17 protein-coding genes and 2 pseudogenes are annotated in these 19,910 nt (G+C 68.4%); 3 read left to right on the forward strand and 16 right to left on the reverse strand.

Annotated features, from left to right (window positions below; genetic code table 11):
* Positions 1 to 40: 40 nt before the first annotated feature.
* The 3 genes and pseudogenes from ACHMXE_RS36385 to ACHMXE_RS36395 form a co-directional block, all read right to left on the reverse strand.
* Positions 41 to 283, reverse strand: coding sequence for a BolA family protein (locus ACHMXE_RS36385; protein WP_057596770.1), 243 nt, complete (start codon positions 281 to 283; stop codon positions 41 to 43).
* A 19-nt stretch (positions 284 to 302) separates the two neighbouring features.
* On the reverse strand, positions 303 to 1,067 hold the full coding sequence (locus ACHMXE_RS36390; protein WP_057596771.1) for an ABC transporter permease: 765 nt from the start codon (positions 1,065 to 1,067) through the stop codon (positions 303 to 305).
* Positions 1,064 to 2,013, reverse strand: a pseudogene (locus ACHMXE_RS36395) (ABC transporter ATP-binding protein). Before ACHMXE_RS36395 ends, ACHMXE_RS36390 begins: the two are co-directional and overlap by 4 nt.
* A gap of 276 nt (positions 2,014 to 2,289) precedes the next feature.
* Here ACHMXE_RS36395 and ACHMXE_RS36400 point away from each other — a divergent pair.
* Both ACHMXE_RS36400 and ACHMXE_RS36405 read left to right on the forward strand, forming a co-directional pair.
* Positions 2,290 to 3,636, forward strand: a complete 1,347-nt coding sequence (locus ACHMXE_RS36400) for a serine hydrolase domain-containing protein (RefSeq protein WP_395348697.1) — start codon at positions 2,290 to 2,292, stop codon at positions 3,634 to 3,636.
* Positions 3,627 to 3,755: a hypothetical protein gene (locus ACHMXE_RS36405; RefSeq protein ID WP_395348698.1), complete on the forward strand. Its 129-nt coding sequence runs from the start codon at positions 3,627 to 3,629 to the stop codon at positions 3,753 to 3,755. The genes ACHMXE_RS36400 and ACHMXE_RS36405 overlap by 10 nt, the downstream gene beginning before the upstream one ends.
* Before the next feature lie 33 nt (positions 3,756 to 3,788).
* On the opposite strand, the gene ACHMXE_RS36410 is transcribed toward ACHMXE_RS36405, so the two are convergent.
* From ACHMXE_RS36410 to ACHMXE_RS36450, 9 genes are all read right to left on the reverse strand, one after another.
* The gene (locus ACHMXE_RS36410) at positions 3,789 to 4,064 is read right to left on the reverse strand and encodes a lipid asymmetry maintenance protein MlaB (protein WP_057596774.1); all 276 of its coding nucleotides are present in this window, start codon (positions 4,062 to 4,064) and stop codon (positions 3,789 to 3,791) included.
* 34 nt (positions 4,065 to 4,098) lie between these two features.
* Positions 4,099 to 4,761, reverse strand: a complete 663-nt coding sequence (locus tag ACHMXE_RS36415; RefSeq protein ID WP_203204627.1) for a phospholipid-binding protein MlaC — start codon at positions 4,759 to 4,761, stop codon at positions 4,099 to 4,101.
* Between the two features lie 204 nt (positions 4,762 to 4,965).
* Complete coding sequence (locus ACHMXE_RS36420; protein ID WP_395348699.1) at positions 4,966 to 5,715, reverse strand: VacJ family lipoprotein; 750 nt, start codon at positions 5,713 to 5,715, stop codon at positions 4,966 to 4,968.
* Positions 5,716 to 5,741: 26 nt separating this feature from the next.
* Positions 5,742 to 6,230 carry an outer membrane lipid asymmetry maintenance protein MlaD gene (gene mlaD, locus ACHMXE_RS36425; protein WP_093351981.1) on the reverse strand — a complete coding sequence of 163 codons (489 nt, stop codon included), beginning with the start codon at positions 6,228 to 6,230 and terminating at the stop codon, positions 5,742 to 5,744.
* Between the two features lie 40 nt (positions 6,231 to 6,270).
* A complete protein-coding gene (mlaE, locus tag ACHMXE_RS36430) occupies positions 6,271 to 7,053 on the reverse strand; it encodes a lipid asymmetry maintenance ABC transporter permease subunit MlaE (RefSeq protein ID WP_203204625.1) in 783 nt (260 codons plus the stop codon).
* On the reverse strand, positions 7,050 to 7,877 hold the full coding sequence (locus ACHMXE_RS36435; RefSeq protein WP_395348700.1) for an ABC transporter ATP-binding protein: 828 nt from the start codon (positions 7,875 to 7,877) through the stop codon (positions 7,050 to 7,052). Before ACHMXE_RS36435 ends, mlaE begins: the two co-directional genes overlap by 4 nt.
* A gap of 172 nt (positions 7,878 to 8,049) precedes the next feature.
* Positions 8,050 to 9,528 (reverse strand): glutamate synthase subunit beta, encoded by a 1,479-nt coding sequence (locus ACHMXE_RS36440; RefSeq protein WP_395348701.1) that lies wholly within the window; start codon positions 9,526 to 9,528, stop codon positions 8,050 to 8,052.
* Positions 9,529 to 9,567: 39 nt separating this feature from the next.
* On the reverse strand, positions 9,568 to 14,322 hold the full coding sequence (locus ACHMXE_RS36445) for a glutamate synthase-related protein (RefSeq protein ID WP_395348702.1): 4,755 nt from the start codon (positions 14,320 to 14,322) through the stop codon (positions 9,568 to 9,570).
* Between the two features lie 183 nt (positions 14,323 to 14,505).
* A complete protein-coding gene (locus tag ACHMXE_RS36450) occupies positions 14,506 to 15,201 on the reverse strand; it encodes a transposase (RefSeq protein ID WP_395348703.1) in 696 nt (231 codons plus the stop codon).
* Positions 15,202 to 15,284: 83 nt separating this feature from the next.
* On the opposite strand from ACHMXE_RS36450, the gene ACHMXE_RS36455 reads away from it, so the two are divergent.
* Positions 15,285 to 15,992, forward strand: coding sequence for a DUF1266 domain-containing protein (locus tag ACHMXE_RS36455; RefSeq protein ID WP_395348704.1), 708 nt, complete (start codon positions 15,285 to 15,287; stop codon positions 15,990 to 15,992).
* Between the two features lie 18 nt (positions 15,993 to 16,010).
* On the opposite strand, the gene ACHMXE_RS36460 is transcribed toward ACHMXE_RS36455, so the two are convergent.
* The 4 genes and pseudogenes from ACHMXE_RS36460 to ACHMXE_RS36475 form a co-directional block, all read right to left on the reverse strand.
* The gene (locus tag ACHMXE_RS36460; protein ID WP_209544686.1) at positions 16,011 to 16,919 is read right to left on the reverse strand and encodes an SAM-dependent methyltransferase; all 909 of its coding nucleotides are present in this window, start codon (positions 16,917 to 16,919) and stop codon (positions 16,011 to 16,013) included.
* Between the two features lie 45 nt (positions 16,920 to 16,964).
* Positions 16,965 to 17,594: pseudogene (locus ACHMXE_RS36465) on the reverse strand (DUF1415 domain-containing protein); the annotation flags it as partial.
* Positions 17,489 to 18,754, reverse strand: coding sequence for a CynX/NimT family MFS transporter (locus tag ACHMXE_RS36470; RefSeq protein WP_395348705.1), 1,266 nt, complete (start codon positions 18,752 to 18,754; stop codon positions 17,489 to 17,491). The pseudogene ACHMXE_RS36465 and the gene ACHMXE_RS36470, both read right to left, overlap by 106 nt.
* Positions 18,751 to 19,902, reverse strand: coding sequence for a deoxyguanosinetriphosphate triphosphohydrolase (locus ACHMXE_RS36475; RefSeq protein ID WP_093352005.1), 1,152 nt, complete (start codon positions 19,900 to 19,902; stop codon positions 18,751 to 18,753). Before ACHMXE_RS36475 ends, ACHMXE_RS36470 begins: the two co-directional genes overlap by 4 nt.
* Positions 19,903 to 19,910 lie beyond the last annotated feature (8 nt).

The following is a 19,910-nucleotide window of genomic DNA, read 5'->3' on the forward strand; positions in this document are numbered from 1 at the left end:
TCCAGCGAGTGGCTCGCAAAGGGCCCGCAGGCCCGGAGAGTTATTTTTCAGCCGCCGCCCATTCGGACGGCGTATAGGTCTTCATCGAGAGCGCATGCACCTCATCGGTGTGCATTTTCGCACCGAGGGTGGCGTAGACCCGCTGATGGCGCTGGATCGAACGCTTGCCCTCGAATTCGGCCGAGACGATGGTGGCGTACCAATGTCGGCCGTCCCCCTCGAGCGCGATGTGCTCGCACGGCAGGTGGGACTGGATGATGGCCTTGAGTTGGTCTGCGGTCATGGAGTGTGGGGTGGGCCGTTCAGCCTCGGATTTTGTAGCCGATCTTCAGCAGGTGGACCGCGATCGCGCTGACCACGAGCCAGGCGCTGCCGACGATCCCGAAGCTCAGCCACGGCGAGGCGTCGCTGACGCCGAAGAAGCCGTAGCGGAAGCCGTCGATCATGTAGAAGAAGGGGTTCAGGTGGCTCACCGACTGCCAGAACGGCGGCAGCGAGCCGATCGAATAGAACACGCCCGACAGGAAGGTCATGGGCATGATCAGGAAATTCTGGAACACGGCCATCTGGTCGAACTTCTCGGCCCAGAGCCCGGCGATCAGGCCCAAGGTGCCGAGCATGGCCGAGCCGAGCAGCGCGAACACCAGGATCCACACGGGCGCCGCGAAGTCGGGCACCGCGAAGAAGATCGTGACCAGGAACACGCCGAGCCCCACCGCCAGCCCGCGGATCACCGACGAGCCCACGTAGGCCAGGAACCAGCCCCAGTGCGACAGCGGCGTGAGCAGCACGAACACGAGGTTGCCCATGATCTTGCTCTGGATGATCGAGGACGAGCTGTTGGCGAAGGCGTTCTGCAGCACGCTCATCATCACCAGCCCGGGGATCAGGAAGGCGGTGTAGCCAACGGTGCCGTAGACCTTCACGTGGTCCTCGAGCACATGGCCGAACACCATCAGGTACAGCAGCGCGGTGAGCACCGGCGCGCCGACGGTCTGGAAGCCGACCTTCCAGAAGCGCAGCGTTTCCTTGTAGAGCAGCGCGCGCCAGCCGGTGACAGCCATCATCGTGCAACCTCCAGCGGCGTCTGCTCGCCCGCCATCAGGTCGATGAACACGTCTTCCAGGTCGGCCTTGCGCATTTCCACGTCTTCCACCGCCACGCCGGCCTGCCGGATGGCGGCCAGCAGTTGTTCGACCTCGTGCGCGTTCTGCGCCGGCAGTTGCACGATGCGGCCCGTGATGCGCGCGTGCTGGGCGATTTCCCAGGGCAGCATCCCATCGGTCTTGAAGCGCAGCACGTTGCTCGCGGCCGACTTCAGCAACTCGCTGGTGCGGTCCAGCGCGATCACGCGGCCGAGCTTGAGCATCGCGATGCGGCTGCACAGCGCCTCGGCTTCCTCGAGGTAATGGGTGGTCAGCAGCACCGTGCTGCCCTGCTTGTTGAGCCGCGCGACGAACTGCCACAGCGTCTGGCGCAGCTCGACGTCGACGCCCGCGGTGGGCTGCGTCTAGCACGATCACCGGCGGCTTGTGCACCAGCGCCTGCGCCACCAGCACCCGGCGCTTCATGCCGCCCGAGAGCTGGCGCATGTTGGCCGTGGCCTTGTCGGCCAGGCCCAGGCTCTGCAGCAGCTCGTCGATCCAGGCCTCGTTGTTGGTGATGCCGAAGTAGCCCGACTGGATGCGCAGCGACTCGCGCACGTTGAAGAAGGGGGTCGAACACCAGCTCCTGCGGCACGATGCCGAGCTGGCGGCGCGCCTGCGCGTAATCGCGCTGCACGTCGAAGCCATGCACCTTGATCGACCCGGCGGTGGGTCGCGACAGGCCCGCGAGCATGCTGATCAGCGTGGTCTTGCCGGCCCCATTGGGACCGAGCAGGCCGAAGAACTCGCCGGGCTCGATGTCGAAGCTGACCTCGTCGACCGCCCGCAGCCCGTTCTTGCCCTGGGCCCGCTGCTGTCGTGAGGGAGGATAGGTCTTGGAGACCGATTGGAATGAGATCGCGGGCATGGGAGGCCGGGATTTTAAGGGCGCGGGTCCTCCAGCGCAGTTCGTGCGGGAATGCAAGCCCGGCGGACCCTGAAGGACCGCGGGCCCGGTTCGGATCAGAATCGCGCCCGACGCCGAGCGGGGCACCGCCCACGCCGGCCGTCGCGAGGAGCCTTCGTGATGCGATTGCGACCGTTGCACCGCCCTGCCCGGCCCTGGCTGGCCGCCGGGGCCCTGATTCTTGCGAGCCTGCTGTCCGCCTGCGGCGGTGGCGGTGGAGGTGGCGGAGGGGGCGGCTTGCCCATCGTCGGTGGCACGCCGCCGCCCAGCACGGCCGAACTGCCGTCGCGCGAGGCGCTGATCGCGCGCGCCCGCTCCCTCGAGCTCAACACCCCCTACGTGCCGCCGCCCGCCAACGTGCTCGAACACAACACCTCGGGCTATGCCAAGGCGATGTGCTCGGCGGTCTTCATCACCGGGCTCGACCCGGACGTCGCCGCCGAGACCATCGGCTACTTCGTCGGGCCGTATTCGGAACGCAGGAAGGTCGGCAAGCCGGTCATCGACCGCACGAAGCGCGAAGTGCGCATCGCCATCCCCGGCGGCCCGACCCTGACCGCGCGCCAGTTCGGCTCGCAAGGCTGCGTGACGCTGCCGCCCGGGCGCGACGACGTGTTCTTCACGCCGATCGAGGTCAAGAGCACGCTGCCCGATGCGGCCACCCAGCCCTGGCCGATGGGCGACCTGCTGCCGAGCACCGCGCCGCCGGCCGGCGTGAACATGGCCAAGGTGGCGCAGGCCGTGGATGCCGCCTTCGCCATCCCCGAGGCCTACACCTCGGCCTTCGTGGTCACGCACAAGGGCCGGATCATCGGCGAGCGCTACATGCAGGGCATCGGCCCGACGACGCCGCTGGAATCGTGGTCGATGGGCAAGAGCGTGGTGGCCACGATGATGGGCCTGCTGATCAAGCAGGGCGTCTACACCCTCGACCAGCCGGCGCCGATCCCCGAATGGCAGGGCGAAAGCGATCCGCGCCAGAAGATCCGCATCTCGGACCTGCTGCACATGTCGAGCGGGTTGCGCATCAAGGCGCCCGACGATCCGGACTTCGACCCCAACGGCACCTACCCCGACCACATCTACTTCTACACGGGGCGCATCAACGCCTTCAACTACGCCGCCACGCGGCCGCAGCAATGGCAGCCCAACCTCGTGGGCCGCTACCGCAACACCGACCCCGTGCTGGCCAGCTACCTGGTGCGCCTGGCGGTCGAGAAGCGCGGCGAGGAGTACCTGTCGTTCCCGCAGCGCGCGCTGTTCGACAAGATCGGCATCCGCTCGATGGTGCTGGAGACCGATCCCTACGGCAATTTCCTGGCCCAGGGCTACGACTTCATGTCGGGCCGCGACTGGGCGCGGCTGGCCGACCTGTACCTGCAGGACGGGGTCTGGAACGGCGAGCGCCTGCTGCCCGAGGGCTTCGTGAATTTCGTGCGCACCGTGGCGCCGGGCTGGGCGGCCGACAAGCGGCCGATCTACGGCGGCTTCTTCTGGCTCAACGGGTCGATCAACGGCGTCACGGCGTTCCCGGTGCCGACCTCGGCCTACTACATGCTGGGAGCGGACGGCAGGTGGTGCTGATCGTGCCCTCGCACGACCTGGTGATCGTGCGCATCGGGCATTCGAAGGGCGCGCCGGTCTACGGCCGGGCGCTCAACGATGCACTGAAGCTGCTGATGGAGGCCGTTCCGGCCTCCTGAACTCGCAAGGGCGAGAGCGAGAGGAAGAAGGGATCAGGGCGCGGCCGGCAGCAGGCCGGCGATCCCGTAGAGCGCCGCCAGCTCGCGCAGCCGCGGCGACAGGCCCTTCACCGCGAAGCCGCGCCCCAGAGCGCTGGCCTCGCGGCGGCATTCGAGCAGCACCGCCAGCGCCGACGAGTCGAACTGCACCAGCGCGCTGGCATCGACCACGGTGGCGGAGGCGTCGGCCTGGCCGGCGAGGCCCTTCTGCAGCATGCGCATGCAGGCGGGCGCCTCGTCGTGCGTGAGCTTCGTGGGCAGGACCAGCATGGCCTCGGCTCCTCTTCGGCGCGCCTGGGCGGGCTCAGCCCTTGGCGCCGCCCTTGTTGCGGGCTGCCAGCGCGGTGATCAGGCCGTCGATGCCGCGGGCGTTGATCTCCTGCGAGAACTGGGTGCGGTAGGTATCGACCAGCCACACGCCGAGCACGTTGAGGTTGTAGACCTTCCAGCCGCCGCCCTGGCCGGGCGTCTTCTCGAGGCGGTAGTCGAGCTGGACCGGGTCGCCGCGGCCGCGGACCTCGGTGCGCACCAGCACTTCCTTGTCGTCGGGCGAACCGCGGTAGGGACGCACGGTGACGGTCTGGTCGCTCACCTGGTCGAGTGCACCGGCATAGGTGCGCACCAGCAGGGTCTTGAACTCTTCCTGCAGGCGCTTCTGCTGCTCGGGGGTGGCCTGGCGCCAGGCCGGGCCGACGGCCGAGGCGGTCATGCGCTGGAAATTGACGTTCGGCATGATCTTGCTGTCGACCAGCAGCATGATCTTGTTGACGTCGCCGGCCTTGATCGAGGTGTCGGCCTTGATGGTCTCGAGCACGTCGGTCGACAGCCGCTTGACCAGCGCGTCGGGCGCTTCGTCCGCGGCCTGCGCGGGGCGCATGAAGGCGACGCCGGCGCCGATCAGCAGCGCGCCGGCCAGCACCAGGCGGCCGAGGCTGCGTCGTTGAATCAAGGTCTGAGTTTTTGTCATGATCGTGAGTCCCTCTGGTTGGATCTGCCGCGCGGCTCTTCGAAAAAGAGAGCAGCCGCGCCAAGTCTGGAACGGTTTCGACAGGCTACCGGCCTACCGGGTTCCTGAACGTCGGATGAAGCCTGCAACCGGATGCAAGCGAATGCCACGGCCGGTTGCCTGGGTTGCCTGGGTTGCCGTGCGCCGGGCACGGCGGGCCGGCGCTTACTTGCCGTCGGCGCCCTTGCCGTCCTTGGTGTCGATGTCCTCGCGCTCGTCGGGCGGATTGCCGTCGTAGATGTCGCTGCGGCGGTGCTGCAGGTAGGCGTCGCGCGTGAAGGTGTACTTGTCGAGCGCCGCGTCGTCGAGCAGGCGGCCGGCGCGCAGGTACTTGGCGCGGGTGTCGACCAGGTTCAGCACGTTGAGCGAATTGCGCCACGCCACGTCGTTCATGTGCGAGATCGGGTCGCCCCAGCGGTCCACCGGCAGCGCCGCGGCATCGCGCACGGTCGAGGGGCCGAGCAGCGGCAGCACGAGGTACGGGCCCGAGCCCACGCCCCAATAGCCCAGGGTCTGGCCGAAGTCCTCGTCGTGGCGGTCGATGCCCGCCTCGGTCGCGATGTCGAGCAGGCCGCCGAGGCCGAAGATCGTGTTGACGTTCAGGCGCATGAAGGTCTGGGCGCTGTTCTGCACCTTGCCCTGCGCGACGTTGTTCGCGAAGTTCCAGACGTCGCCGACGTTGTTGAAGAAGTTGCTGACGCCGGTGCGCACCAGCGAGGGCAGCACGCGGGTGTAGGTGGTGGCCACCGGCACGAGCACGTTCTCGTCGACGACGTCGTTGAAGCGGGTCACGCCGCGGTTGAAGGGCTCGAGCGGATCGAGCGGGTTGGCCTGGGGGCCGGTGGCGCACGCGGCGAGCACCGACAGGAGCGCGGAAACGCCCATCCATCGGGCGTAAGTCGCTATGTTATTCATAGCATTCGATAGGGGGTGACGGTTTTTCATTTCTTGTTGCTGTTGGCCGGTGTGGAGCTTCCCTCGGCGGCCTTGCTGTAGAGGAACTGGCTGATCAGGTTCTCGAGCACCACCGCCGATTGGGTGGCGGTGATCGTGTCGCCGGCCTGCAGGTTCTTCTCCTCGACGCCCGCCTCGATCCCGATGTACTGCTCGCCGAGCAGGCCACTGGTGAGGATCTTCAGCGAGCTGTCCTTGGGAAAACTGTAACGGTTTTGCAATGCCAGCGTCACGTCGGCCTGAAATGTCTTGTCGTTGAACGAGATCGATTGCACGCGGCCGATCACGACGCCGGCGCTTTTGACGGCCGTCTGCGGCTTCAAGCCGCCGATGTTGTCGAAGCGCGCGGTGACGGTGTAGGTCTTCTGGAAGTTCAGGCTCAGCAGATTGGCCGACTGCAGCGCGAGGAACAGCAGCCCGGCCGCCCCGAGCAGCACGAACAGGCCGACCCAGATGTCGTTGTTGGAACGTTGCATGGTTGCACTCTCTATCTAGAACGATCGGGGGCGAGCCCCTTCAGATACTGAACATCATGGCCGTGAGCAGGAAATCCAGCCCCAGCACCGACAGCGAAGCCGCCACCACCGTGCGCGTGGTGGCGCGCGACACGCCCTCGGGCGTGGGCTGCGCCTCGTAGCCCTGCAGCAGCGCGATGAAGGTCACGGTGAAGCCGAACACGATGCTCTTGATGACGCCGTTGCCGACGTCGCGCCAGACATCGACGCCGGCCTGCATCTGGCCCCAGAACGCGCCGGGATCGACGCCGAGCATCAGCACGCCCACCACGTAGCCGCCGAGGATGCCGACCGCGCTGAACACGGCCGCCAGCAGCGGCATCGTGATCACACCGGCCCAGAAGCGCGGCGCGAGGATGCGCTGCACCGGGTCGACCGCCATCATCTCCATGGCGCTGAGCTGTTCGCCGGCCTTCATGAGGCCGATCTCGGCCGTGAGCGAAGTGCCGGCGCGGCCCGCGAACAGCAGCGCCGCCACCACCGGCCCGAGCTCGCGCACCAGGCTCAGCGTGACCAGCAGCCCGAGCGCTTCGGAAGAGCCATAGCGCTGCAGCGCGTAGTACATCTGCAGCCCGAGCACGAAGCCCACGAACAGCCCCGACACCGCGATGATCGCGAGCGAGTAGTTGCCGAGGAAATGGATCTGGTCGCGCACCAGCGCGAAGCGGCGCAGGCTGCGCGAGCCCTGGAAGGCCAGCCGCAGAAACAGCTTGGCGCCATAGCCGAGGTCGGACAGCTTGCTGCGCACGGCGAAGCCGACATCGCGCGGGTTCCACCAGCTCATGGATGGCCTCCGTGCGCGGGGCCGAAGTCTTCCTCGATGCCGACGCCCGGGTAATGAAAGCGCACCGGACCGTCGGGCAGCGCATGCACGAACTGGTGCACCAGCGGATCGCTGCTGTTGCGCACCTCGTCGGGCGTGCCCTGCGCGGCGATGCCGCCGTTGGCGAGCACGATCACCTGGTCGGCGATGCGGAAGGTTTCCTCCACGTCGTGCGACACGATGATGCTGGTGAGCCCCAGCGTGTCGTTGAGCTGGCGGATCAGCCGCGCCGCGGTGCCGAGCGAGATCGGGTCGAGGCCGGCGAAGGGTTCGTCGTACATCACGAAGTCGGGATCGAGCGCGATCGCGCGCGCCAGCGCGATGCGCCGCGCCATGCCGCCCGAGACTTCGCTGGGCATCAGGTCGCGCGCGCCGCGCAGGCCGACGGCGTCGAGCTTCATCAGCACGATGTCGCGCACCAGCGCCTCGGGCAGCTCGGTGTGCTCGCGCAGCGGAAAGGCCACGTTGTCGAGCACGCTCATGTCGGTGAACAGCGCGCCGAACTGGAACAGCATGCCCATGCGACGCCGCGCGGCATAGAGCGTGGCGGCGTCCATGCGACCGACGTCGTGGCCGTCGAACAGCACCTCGCCGCGCTGGGCGCGCTGCTGGCCGCCGATGAGGCGCAGCACGGTGGTCTTGCCCCCGCCCGACGCGCCCATGAGCGCCGTGACCTTGCCGCGCGGCAGCGAGAACGAGACGCCGTCGAGGATCGCGCGCTCGCCATAGCCGAAGCGAACGTCGCGAAACTCTACGAAGGGCTGTGGCTGTGCGGCTGGGTCCATCTCGATAAAAAAGCCGGGCGCCCTGAGGAGGCATCCCGGCATGCGGTTTCCGCGGATGATAAAGGAGCCGCGAGAAGCCCCGCCGAATTGAAACAAATTTCCGCCGTGGCAGCCTGCTCCGTTTGGAGGAGACATCCGCCCGCCCGAGGGAGGGCGGGCGCGGCACCTGGGCCTATCGCGGCAGGTCGCTGAAACCCATCAGGAACTCGTCGACCGAGCGCGCGGCCTGGCGGCCTTCGCGGATCGCCCACACCACCAGCGACTGGCCGCGGCGGATGTCGCCGGCGGCAAAGACCTTCGGCACGTTGGTGGCATAGCCGCCGATGAAGTCGACGCTGGCCTTCGCGTTGCCGCGCGCATCCTTCTCGACGCCGAAGGCATCGAGCACGGTCGCCACGGGGCTCACGAAGCCCATCGCGAGCAGCACGAGGTCGGCCTTGAGCACCTGCTCGCTGCCGGCCACTTCCTGCATCCTGCCGTCCTTCCATTCGACGCGAACGGTCTTCAGGCCGGTGATCTTGCCCTTCTCGCCGATGAATTCCTTGGTCGAGATCGCGAACTCGCGCTCGCAGCCCTCGTCGTGGCTGGAGCTGGTGCGCAGCTTGATCGGCCAGTAGGGCCAGGTCAGCGGACGGTTCTCTTCCTCGGGCGGCTGCGGCATCAGCTCGAACTGCGTGACGCTCACGGCGCCATGGCGGTTGCTCGTGCCCACGCAGTCGGAGCCGGTGTCGCCGCCGCCGATCACGATCACGTGCTTGCCGTCGGCGCGCAGCTGGCCCTTGACCTTGTCGCCCGCGTTGACGCGGTTCTGCTGCGGCAGGAACTCCATCGCGAAATGGATGCCGTCGAGGTCGCGGCCGGGCACCGGCAGGTCGCGCGACTGCTCGGCGCCGCCGGTCAGCAGCACGGCGTCGAAGTCCTTCTGCAGTTGCTCGGGCGTGACGGTTTCCTTGGCCAGGTTGGTGACCTTGGAGCCCTTGCCCAGCGGATCCTTGGCGGCGCCGACGACCACGCCGGTGCGGAACACCACGCCCTCGGCCTTCATCTGCTCGACGCGGCGGTCGATGTGCGACTTCTCCATCTTGAAGTCGGGGATGCCGTAGCGCAGCAGGCCGCCGATGCGGTCGTTCTTCTCGAACAGCGTCACGTCGTGGCCGGCGCGCGCGAGCTGCTGCGCGGCGGCCATGCCGGCCGGGCCCGCGCCCACCACCGCGACCTTCTTGCCGGTCTTGTGCTTGGCCACGCGCGGCGCGACCCAGCCTTCGTCCCACGCGCGGTCGATGATCGCGTGCTCGAGCGACTTGATGCCGACCGCGTCGTCGTTCACGTTGAGCACGCAGGCCGCCTCGCAGGGCGCGGGGCAGATGCGGCCGGTGAATTCCGGGAAGTTGTTGGTCGAGTCGAGCACCGCGAAGGCGTTCTGCCAATCGTTGCGGTACACGAGGTCGTTGAAGTCCGGAATGATGTTGTTGACCGGGCAGCCGCTGTTGCAGAACGGCGTGCCGCAGTCCATGCAGCGCGCGCCCTGCACCTTCGCCTGGTCGGTGTTCAGGCCGACGACGAATTCCTTGTAGTGCTTGAGCCGTTCCTCGACCGGGCGATAGCCCTCCTCGATGCGCTCATGCTCCAGAAAACCGGTGATCTTTCCCATCGTGCTGTTCCTTCGTTGTGTCTTCGTTCACCCGCGCCTTCAGGCGGCGGCCGGCGCCGTCTTGGGCGCGGCGGCGATCGCGTGCGGCTCGAGGCCGACGTGCGCGTTGTTGCCGGTGCTGGTGAGCTCGACCTTGCGGTCGTGCAGCTCGCCGAGGGCGCGCTTGTACTCGTTGGGGAAGACCTTGACGAACTTGGTGCGCGACACGGCCCAGGTGTCGAGCAGCTCGCGCGCGCGCTTGCTGCCGGTCCAGCGGTGGTGGTCCTCGAGCAGCTTCTTCAGCTGGGCCTCGTCGGTCTCGCCGCCGTGCCAGATCTTGCGATGCACGCTGGCGGTCTGCTCGGCCGAGGTCAGCACCTTGTCGAGCGAGACCATCGCCATGTTGCAGCGCGAGGCGAACTGGCCGTCCTCGTCGTAGACGAAGGCCACGCCGCCGCTCATGCCGGCCGCGAAGTTGCGCCCGGTCTTGCCGAGCACGGCCACCGTGCCGCCGGTCATGTATTCGCAGCCGTGGTCGCCCGTGCCTTCGATGACCGCCGTGGCGCCCGACAGGCGCACCGCGAAGCGCTCGCCGGCCACGCCGCACAGGTAGGCCTCGCCGGTGGTCGCGCCGTACAGCGCGGTGTTGCCGACGATGGTGTTGCGCGCGGCCTCGCCGCGGAAGTCGAGGCTGGGGCGCACCACCACGCGGCCGCCCGACAGGCCCTTGCCGGTGTAGTCGTTGGCGTCGCCGATCAGGTACAGCGTGATGCCGCGTGCCAGGAAGGCGCCGAACGACTGGCCGCCCGTGCCCTCGAGCTGGATGCGGATCGAGTCGTCGGGCAGGCCCTGCGGATGCACCTTGGTCAGCGCGCCCGAGAGCATCGCGCCCACCGAGCGGTTGACGTTGCGCGCCACCTCGATGAACTGCACCTTCTCGCCCTTGTCGATCGCGGGACGCGACTTCTCGATCAGCCGGACGTCGAGCGCCTTGTCGAGGCCGTGGTCCTGGTTCTCGACATGGAAGCGCGAGACGTCGGCCGGCACGTTCGGCAGCGCGAACAGGCGGCTGAAGTCGAGGCCCGAGGCCTTCCAGTGCTCGATGCCCTTGCGCATGTCGAGCAGGTCGGCGCGGCCGATCATGTCGTCGAACTTGCGGATGCCGAGCTGGGCCATGATCTGGCGCACCTCTTCCGCGACGAAGAAGAAGTAGTTGACGACGTGCTCGGGCTTGCCCGAGAACTTCTTGCGCAGCACCGGGTCCTGCGTGGCCACGCCCACCGGACAGGTGTTGAGGTGGCACTTGCGCATCATGATGCAGCCCTCGACCACCAGCGGCGCGGTGGCGAAGCCGAACTCGTCGGCGCCCAGCAGCGCGCCGATGGCGACGTCGCGGCCGGTCTTCATCTGGCCGTCGGCCTGCACGCGGATGCGGCTGCGCAGGCGGTTGAGCACCAGCGTCTGCTGCGTCTCGGCCAGGCCGATTTCCCACGGGCTGCCCGCATGCTTGATCGACGACCAGGGCGAGGCGCCCGTGCCGCCGTCATGGCCGGCAATCACGACGTGGTCGCTCTTGCACTTGGCCACGCCCGCGGCGATGGTGCCGACGCCGATTTCGCTGACCAGCTTCACGCTGATGCTGGCGTGCGGCGCGGTGTTCTTCAGGTCGTGGATCAGCTGGGCCAGGTCCTCGATCGAGTAGATGTCGTGGTGCGGCGGCGGCGAGATCAGGCCCACGCCCGGCACCGCATAGCGCTGCTTGCCGATGTACTCGGTGACCTTGCCGCCCGGCAGCTGGCCGCCCTCGCCCGGCTTCGCGCCCTGGGCCATCTTGATCTGGATCTGGTCGGCCGAATGCAGGTACTCGGCCGTGACGCCGAAGCGGCCCGAGGCCACCTGCTTGATGCGCGAGCGCAGCGAGTCGCCGTCCTTCAACGGCAGGTCGACCTCGACGTTCTCGGCGCCGATCACGCTGCGCAGCGTGTCGCCCTGCTTGATCGGGATGCCCTTGAGTTCGTTGCGGTAGCGCGCGGGGTCTTCGCCGCCTTCACCGGTGTTGCTCTTGCCGCCGATGCGGTTCATGGCCACGGCCAGCACCGAGTGCGCCTCGGTGCTGATCGAGCCCAGCGACATCGCGCCGGTGGCGAAGCGCTTGACGATGTCGGCCGCCGATTCGACTTCGTCCACGGGAATTGCTTTCGCCGGATCGATCCTGAACTCGAACAGGCCGCGCAGCGTGAGGTGGCGGCGGTTCTGGTCGTTGATGAGCTGGGCGTATTCCTTGTACGTGTTCCAGTTGTTGGCGCGCGTGCTGTGCTGCAGCTTGGCAATCGCGTCGGGCGTCCACATGTGCTCTTCGCCGCGCGTGCGCCAGGCGTATTCGCCGCCGGCGTCGAGCATGCTGGCGAGCACCGGGTCGTCGCCGAAGGCGGCCTTGTGCATGCGGATGGCTTCCTCGGCGATCTCGAACACGCCGATGCCTTCCACGCGGCTGGCGGTGCCGGTGAAGTACTTGCTGACGGTCTCGCTGTTCAGGCCGATGGCCTCGAACAGCTGGGCGCCGCAGTAGCTCATGTAGGTGCTGACACCCATCTTCGACATGATCTTCGACAGACCCTTGCCGATCGCCTTCACGTAGTTGTAGATCGCCTTGTCGGCGCTCAGCGCGCCCGGCAGGTCGGCATGCATGCCGGCCAGGGTGTCCATCGCGAGGTAGGGATGGACCGCCTCGGCGCCGTAGCCCGCGAGCACGGCGAAGTGGTGCACCTCGCGCGCCGACCCGGTCTCGACCACCAGGCCGGCCGTGGTGCGCAGGCCCTCGCGCACCAGGTACTGGTGCACGGCCGACAGCGCCAGCACGGCGGGAATCGCGACCTGCGTCGGGCCGACGCCGCGGTCGCTCACGATCAGGATGTTGTGGCCGCCCTTGATGGCATCGACGGCTTCGGCGCACAGCGAGGCCAGCTTGGCTTCGACGCCTTCGTCGCCCCAGGCGAGCGGGTAGGTGATGTCGAGCACGTAGCTCTTGAACTTGCCCTGCGTGTATTTGCCGATGTCGCGCAGCTTCGCCATGTCGGCGAAGTCGAGGATCGGCTGGCTCACCTCGAGCCGCATCGGCGGGTTGACCTGGTTGATGTCGAGCAGGTTGGGCTTGGGGCCGATGAAGGACACCAGCGACATCACGATGGCTTCGCGGATCGGGTCGATCGGCGGGTTCGTGACCTGGGCGAACAGCTGCTTGAAGTAGTTGTACAGCGGCTTGTTCTTGCTCGAGAGCACGGCCAGCGGGCTGTCGTTGCCCATCGAGCCGATGCCCTCCTCGCCGGCCTGCGCCATCGGGCTCATCAGGAACTTGATGTCTTCCTGGGTGTAGCCGAAGGCCTGCTGGCGGTCGAGCAGCGCGACCTGCGAGATCGGCGCGGCCACCGGCTCGGCCTGCACGCTGTCGAGCTTGATGCGCAGGTTCTCGATCCACTGCTTGTAGGGCTTGCTGTTCGCGAGGGTGGCCTTGACCTCCTCGTCGTCGATCATGCGGCCCTGCTCGAGGTCGATCAGGAACATCTTGCCGGGCTGCAGGCGCCACTTGCGCACGATCTTCTGCTCGGGCACGGGCAGCACGCCCGACTCGGAGGCCATGATGACCAGGTCGTCGTCGGTCACGCAGTAGCGCGAGGGACGCAGGCCGTTGCGGTCGAGCGTGGCGCCGATCTGGCGGCCGTCGGTGAACACGATCGAGGCCGGGCCGTCCCAGGGCTCGAGCATGGCGGCGTGGTATTCATAGAACGCGCGGCGGCGCGGATCGATGGTGCTGTGCTGTTCCCAGGGCTCGGGAATCATCATCATCACGGCCTGGCTGATCGGGTAGCCGGCCATCGTCAGCAGCTCGAGGCAGTTGTCGAAAGTGGCGGTGTCGGACTGGCCCGCGAAGCTGATCGGGTAGAGCTTCTGCAGGTCGGCGCCGAGCACGGGAGACGACATCACGCCCTCGCGTGCCTTCATCCAGTTGTAGTTGCCCTTGACGGTGTTGATTTCGCCGTTGTGCGCGACGTAGCGGTACGGGTGGGCCAGCGGCCACTCGGGGAAGGTGTTGGTCGAGAAGCGCTGGTGCACCAGGCCCAGGGCCGAGACGCAGCGCTTGTCCTGCAGGTCGAGGTAGTAGGTACCGACCTGGTCGGCGAGCAGCAGGCCCTTGTAGACCACGGTGCGGCTCGACATGCTCGGAACGTAGTATTCCTTGCTGTGCTTGAGCTTCAGGCGCTGGATGTTGGCGCTCGCGGTCTTGCGGATCACGTAGAGCTTGCGTTCCAGCGCGTCCTGCACGATCACGTCGTTGCCGCGGCCGATGAAGACCTGGCGAAGCAACGGTTCCTTTTCGCGCACGGTGGGCGACATCGGCATGTCGCGGTTGACCGGCACGTCGCGCCAGCCCAGCAGCACCTGGCCTTCGGCCTTGATCGCGCGTTCCATTTCCTGCTCGCAGGCCTGGCGCGAGGCGTGTTCCTTCGGCAGGAAGATCATGCCGACGCCGTACTCGCCCGGCGGGGGCAGCGTGACGCCCTGCTTGGCCATCTCGTCGCGGTACAGGTGGTCGGGCAGCTGGATCAGGATGCCGGCGCCGTCGCCCATCAGCTTGTCGGCACCCACGGCGCCGCGATGGTCGAGGTTCTCGAGAATCTTCAAGCCCTGCAGCACGATGGCGTGGCTCTTCTCGCCCTTGATGTGGGCCACGAAGCCGACGCCGCAGGCATCGTGCTCGTCGGCACCGGAATACAGACCGTGTTGTTGGAGATGTTGAATCTCGGCAGCCGTCGTCATGGCGCACTCCTTCAGTTTTCGCAGGGATTGGGAGCATATTGCGATGCACAAAGAATGCCAAACACTTTAATGGGGGTCAGATTCCAATTAAATCTTGAGCTTTCTTGTCAGAATTTAATTGGGGACACATCAATTTGGATAGCGGAAAACGACCACCGGACGGCGGTTTTCACCCGCTTCGGCTCAGCTTTTGATGCCCGAAGGCGGCCGCCCGGCCTTGGCCGGCAGCACCCGGCGCTCGGTGTTCTTCTGCAACGCTTCCAGAAAATCGGCGTCGCCGGCCGCCCAGCCACGCAGCGTGGCCTCGGTCAGCGCTAACTGGTCGGCGGACCGGACGCCCGCGCGCACCAGTTCGACATACGCGGCCTCGCGCGCGAACGGAGTGTTGCCGAGCTCCCAGTACAGCGGATGGGGCGTAAGCAGCCGGTCGTGCCGCAGCCCCGCGTAGTGCGCATGGCTGGACCACGCGAAGTCGCGCGGATCGATCACCAGCCCCGCGCGCACCGGGTTGAGGTCGATGTAGGCCATGCAGGTCAGCAGGTAGCGCTCGGTCTGGATCAGGGTCGACCTGTAGCGGCCTTCCCACAGCGTGCCGCTGCGGCCATGGCGGTCGTTGAAGTAGCGCACGTAGCTGCGCCCGACCGACTGCATCAGCTGCGGCAGCCCCGTGGCGGTTTTGGGCGTGGCCAGCAGGTGGAAGTGGTTGTCCATCAACACGTAGGCATGCACCGCGACGCCGAAGCGCGTGGCGCTGTCGGCCAGCAGGGCGAGCAGCTTCTCGTGGTCGGCGCGGTCCACGAAGATTGGCTGGCGGTTGTTGCCGCGCTGGATCGCGTGGTGCGGCAGGCCGGCAAGGGTGAGACGGGGAAGGCGGGCCATGGGCCAGGAAGGGTTGACGCGCGGGGCCTGTATCCTAAGCCGCCCGCCGAACCATTCCATCCTGGCGGGGGAGGAGCCATTCGATGTTCAAGTTCTTCAAGGAAATGCTCGATACGGTCAAGGAAGGCATGGCGGAGGGACGCGCCGAGCTGGCGCAGGAAACCGCCGAGCGCGAGGCCAAGGCGCAGCAGGACGGCGCGGCGCTCGAGGCCCGTCTCGCGGCCTCGTCGCGCTACGAGAACATGGCCGTGGCGCTGGCCGCGATCTACCGCGAGACCTTCGCCCCCGACCTCAAGGCCGCCAAGGAAGCGAACCGCAGCGCGGTGCACCTGCTGTGCGTGCCGATCCCCGACGAGGAAGTAGCGCCATGGAAGAAGCTGCTGGCGCGCGACTTCGACGCGGGCGACGAAGCCCAGGCACGCGAAGCCATCGCCGACACCCACGATGCGGCCGAGGCGTTGGCCCGCAGCACGGATGGCGAACTGGCCGTGTGGATCGCCCGCTTCGCGCACCTCGCGACCGGCTCGGCGGCGGTCGGCTACCTGCAAGCGCGCGAGGCGCTGGATGCGCTCGAGCCGGCGGTGGCGCTGGCGATCGAGCGCTTCGACGGCTGGCAGGGCTACGGCCGAAGCTTCCTTGAAGGCGAACGCGACGCCGCGGGCAGCAACTTCATGGGCCGCAAGGTGCTGGCATCGGTGACCGAACGGCTGCTGGAAGACGAGCGCAGCCCGTGGAAGACGCTGGCCTGGCCCACGCGCGACGCGCTGCCGGCGCTGCTGGCTTCGCGCTGACCCGGCGCGGCGCGCGGCTCAGTCGAGCCGAAAGCGGGTGTCACCCAACGCATCGAGCCCGAACTGCGCCAGCAATTCGCGCAGCCGAGCGGCCGCGCTCGCCTTGCGCTGGCCGGTATGGCGCGCGAGGATCAGTTCGTTCTTCATGCTGTGTTCCCAGCCCACGAGCTCGGTCACGGTGACGCTGTAGCCGTTGGCCTCGAGGTACAGGCAGCGCAGCACGTTGGTGAGCTGGCTGCCGATCTCGCGGGTGTGCAGCGGATGGCGCCAGAGCTCGGCCAGCGGCGTGCGCGACAGCGCCAGCGCCTTGGTCTCGCGCAGGCAGGCCGCCACTTCCGCCTGGCAGCAGGGCACCAGCACCATGCAGCGCGCCTTCTTCGCGAGGCCGAAGGCGATCGCGTCGTCGGTGGCGGTGTCGCAGGCATGCAGCGCGGTCACCACGTCGATCTGCGATGGCAGCTCACCCGCGGTGGCGGACTCGGCCACCGTCAGATTCAGAAAGGACATGCGGTCGAAGCCCAGCCGCTGCGCAAGTTCGCGCGACTTCTGGACCAGCTCGGCGCGCGTCTCGATGCCGTAGACGTGACCGCCCTGCCCCGCGCGGAAGAACAGGTCATAGACGATGAAGCCCAGGTACGACTTGCCCGCGCCATGGTCGGCCAGCGTGGCGTTGGCGCCGCCCTCGGGCAGCTCGCGCAGCAGCTGCTCGATGAACTGGAACAGGTGATAGACCTGCTTGAGCTTGCGGCGCGAGTCCTGGTTGAGCCGGCCCTCGCGCGTGAGGATGTGCAGCTCCTTGAGCAGCTCGACCGACTGGCCCGGGCGCAGGGCCTCGGCGAGTTCGGCATCGGCCTTCGCCACCTTGGCGGTCTTGCCGCCCTTGGCGGAATGGTCGTCGCGGGTCTTCTTCGGTGCGTGGGTATTCATGTGGGGGGTGCTCCCGGGGCCGACGTCGAGCGCGGCCCAGCCTTCGGGCCCGAGGGCCTCGAGGGTGTCGATGTTGCGGCCGAAGATTTCCTCGGCGTCGGGAAAGGCCTCGACCGCGCGGTCCACGCTCTCTTCGCGCAGCAGGTGCAGCGTGGGATAGGGCGCGCGGTCGGTCGCGTTGCCGATGTCGTCGGGCTCGGTGCCGCCGAACTGGAATTGCGGATGGAAGCTCGCGAGCTGCAGCACGCCGTCGAAACCGGCCTTGGCGAGCCGGCGCTCGGCGCGCGCGGTGAAGTCGTTGAAGTCGAGGAAGTCCGCGAGCGCGTTCGGCGCGATCAGCAAGGTGGTGTCGCGCTCGGCGGCATCGAGCGCGACGAGCTGCCGCGCTTCGGCGAGCAATGCGTCGAGCAGGTCGTCATGCTCGGCGGGCAGGTAGGTGGCGCAGTGGATCTGGCCCTTGACGTGCACGGCCTTCGCGAACGGGCACAGGTTGAGGCCGATCACCGCGCGCTCGAGCCAGCGGCGCGTGTCGGCGACGGCCTGCTCGGCCGTGACGGGAGCATTGCCGCTCATGGCGTCGCCGCCTCCAGCGCCAGCCGCGCACGGCCGAGCCGGCGCGCGATCGCGATGCCGGTCAGCGAGCAGGCCAGCGTCGCGACCCAGGTCCAGTGCCATCCGCCGACACGGTGCGCCACCCAGGCAACCGTCGGCGGCGCCAGGAACTGGCCCAGCGACGAGGCCTGCTGCATCAGCCCGACGGTGGTCGACACGGTGGCCGGCCCGGGCGCGAAGCGCACGCCGAGCAGGAACAACGTGGCCGGCACCATGCCGCCCGCGAGCGAGAAGGCGCAGACGGCCACGAAGCGCAGCGAAGCGGGCAGCCCGACGGCATCGGCGCCCGGCCCGCGCAGTTCCGCGAAGGCCGCGATGCCGCCCAGCGCCATGATCAGGAAGCCCCACTGCAGCAGCCGTTCGGGCGCGATGCCGCGCTGCAGCCAGCGCCCGCCCATGATGTTGCCGACGATGTTCATCGCCGCGGCCAGCGCCGTGAGCACCGCGTTCCAACCGGCCGGCACGCCCGCGCCGGCATAGATCGCGGGCAGGAAGCCGATCACCGCCATCCACTGCGCCGAATAGACGGCGAAGCTCAGCGCCGTGAGCCAGGGCCCGCGCGCACCGACGGTGGTGCGCAGGCGCGACCAGCCGCTCTCTGGCACGGCGGCGGCGCTCGGCGCGCGCTGCCGGTCGGCCGGCACCGCGACGAACAGCCAGGCGGCCGCCAGCGCCGACACCAGCGACAGCGCCCACCACCAGCCGGGCCAGCCGTTCCAGCCGATCAGCACCGGGCCGAGCAAGAGGGCCAGCGCCACGCCGAACGGCATATAGGCGCCCCAGAGCCCCAGCGCGGCCTTGTCGGCGCCTGCGGGCGTGAGGGCGCGGATCAGGCCCGGGCCCGGCATCACCGCCAGCAGGAAGCCGATGCCCTCGACGGCGCGCAGCACCAGCAGCCAGGGCACGGCCTGCTCGGGGGGCAGATGGCTGCCGACCGCGCCGCCCGCGAGGCTGGCCAGGGCCAGCACCGCCAGTCCGCCCAGCATGCTGCGGCGCAGGCCGATGGTGTCGGCCGCCAGGCCCGCGAGCAGGCCCAGCGTCATGCTCGCGACCTGCACCAGCGAGAGCAGGAAGCCGGCCTCGACCAGGCCGATGCCCAGCGAAGCCTGCAGCGCCGGCACCGCGGGCGGCAGCTTGCCCAGGTGCAGCGCGGCGCTGACGCCAGCGACCACGACCGCGAAGGCGGCCGCGGGAATGCGCGGGCGCGCGCCGGGCGATGTCATGCCGTCGGCCCGTCGGCGCGCGCGATCCCGCGCCGGCCGGTCAGCCTCTCGTGCTCGCGCATCGCGAAGCGGTCGGTCATGCCCGCGATGTAGTCGGCCACGGCGCGCGGGCGATCCGCGCGCTCGGCGAAGGACTCGGGCATCTCGGCGCCGCGCTCGAGGTAGGCGTCGAACAGTTCGCGCACCACCTCGCGCGCCTGGTCGGTGGTCTGCACCACCTGCGGATGGCGATAGAGGTTGCGGAACAGGAAGCGCTGCAGCGTCTCCGACTGCGCGCGCATGCCCTCGCTGAACGCGACCACCGGCGGCGCACGGCGCACCGCGTCGGCATCGCCGGGCGCGAGCGCTTCGAGCGTCGCGCGGGTGGCGTCGATCACGTCGTAGACCTGGGCGCTGAGCATGCGGCGGATGGTCTCGTAGAGCACGCGGCGGCCGCTGAGCGCCGGGTATTCGGCCAGCGCCTCGCGCCGGTAGCGCTCGAACAGCTCGACCTCGGCCAACTGCTCGACGGCGATCAGGCCGGAACGCACGCCGTCGTCGATGTCGTGGGCGTTGTAGGCGATCGCATCGGCCAGGTTGCACAGCTGCGCCTCGAGGCCGGGCTGGGTACGGTCGATGAAGCGGCGCGCCACGCCGCCGGGCTCGGCCGCCTCGAGCTTCTCGGCATTGGCGCGCGAACAGTGCTTGAGGATGCCCTCGCGCGTCTCGAAGCTGAGGTTGAGGCCGTCGTACTGCGGATAGCGGTGCTCGAGCGCATCGACCACGCGCAGGCTCTGCAGGTTGTGCTCGAACCCGCCGTGCTCGGCCATGCAGGCATTGAGCGCGTCCTGCCCCGCATGGCCGAAGGGCGTGTGGCCCAGGTCATGGGCCAGCGCGACCGCCTCGACCAGGTCCTCGTTGAGCCGCAGCGCGCGCGCGATCGAACGGCCGAGCTGCGCCACCTCGAGCGAATGGGTGAGCCGCGTGCGGAACAGGTCGCCCTCGTGGTTGAGGAACACCTGCGTCTTGTAGACCAGCCGCCGGAATGCCGTCGAATGCACGATGCGGTCGCGGTCGCGCTGGAAGGCATCGCGCGTGGGCGCGGGCGGCTCGGGATGGCGACGGCCGCGCGAACGCGCGGGGTGGGAGGCGTAGGGCGCGAGGCTCATGGATCCGC

It is taken from the genome of Variovorax sp. UC122_21, from assembly GCF_044056785.1.
Taxonomy (GTDB): Bacteria; Pseudomonadota; Gammaproteobacteria; order Burkholderiales; family Burkholderiaceae_C; genus Variovorax.

Excerpts from the sequence above, each read along its gene's own strand:
- mlaE (WP_203204625.1), bottom strand. The coding sequence starts at position 7,053 with ATGAGCTGGTGGAACCCGCGCGATGTCGGCTTCGCCGTGCGCAGCAAG.
- ACHMXE_RS36445 (WP_395348702.1), bottom strand. The coding sequence starts at position 14,322 with ATGACGACGGCTGCCGAGATTCAACATCTCCAACAACACGGTCTGTAT.
- ACHMXE_RS36440 (WP_395348701.1), bottom strand. The coding sequence starts at position 9,528 with ATGGGAAAGATCACCGGTTTTCTGGAGCATGAGCGCATCGAGGAGGGC.
- ACHMXE_RS36420 (WP_395348699.1), bottom strand. The coding sequence starts at position 5,715 with ATGAATAACATAGCGACTTACGCCCGATGGATGGGCGTTTCCGCGCTC.
- ACHMXE_RS36390 (WP_057596771.1), bottom strand. The coding sequence starts at position 1,067 with ATGATGGCTGTCACCGGCTGGCGCGCGCTGCTCTACAAGGAAACGCTG.
- ACHMXE_RS36460 (WP_209544686.1), bottom strand. The coding sequence starts at position 16,919 with ATGAATACCCACGCACCGAAGAAGACCCGCGACGACCATTCCGCCAAG.
- ACHMXE_RS36455 (WP_395348704.1), top strand. The coding sequence starts at position 15,285 with ATGTTCAAGTTCTTCAAGGAAATGCTCGATACGGTCAAGGAAGGCATG.
- ACHMXE_RS36385 (WP_057596770.1), bottom strand. The coding sequence starts at position 283 with ATGACCGCAGACCAACTCAAGGCCATCATCCAGTCCCACCTGCCGTGC.
- ACHMXE_RS36470 (WP_395348705.1), bottom strand. The coding sequence starts at position 18,754 with ATGACATCGCCCGGCGCGCGCCCGCGCATTCCCGCGGCCGCCTTCGCG.
- ACHMXE_RS36475 (WP_093352005.1), bottom strand. The coding sequence starts at position 19,902 with ATGAGCCTCGCGCCCTACGCCTCCCACCCCGCGCGTTCGCGCGGCCGT.
- ACHMXE_RS36435 (WP_395348700.1), bottom strand. The coding sequence starts at position 7,877 with ATGGACCCAGCCGCACAGCCACAGCCCTTCGTAGAGTTTCGCGACGTT.
- ACHMXE_RS36450 (WP_395348703.1), bottom strand. The coding sequence starts at position 15,201 with ATGGCCCGCCTTCCCCGTCTCACCCTTGCCGGCCTGCCGCACCACGCG.
- mlaD (WP_093351981.1), bottom strand. The coding sequence starts at position 6,230 with ATGCAACGTTCCAACAACGACATCTGGGTCGGCCTGTTCGTGCTGCTC.
- ACHMXE_RS36410 (WP_057596774.1), bottom strand. The coding sequence starts at position 4,064 with ATGCTGGTCCTGCCCACGAAGCTCACGCACGACGAGGCGCCCGCCTGC.
- ACHMXE_RS36415 (WP_203204627.1), bottom strand. The coding sequence starts at position 4,761 with ATGACAAAAACTCAGACCTTGATTCAACGACGCAGCCTCGGCCGCCTG.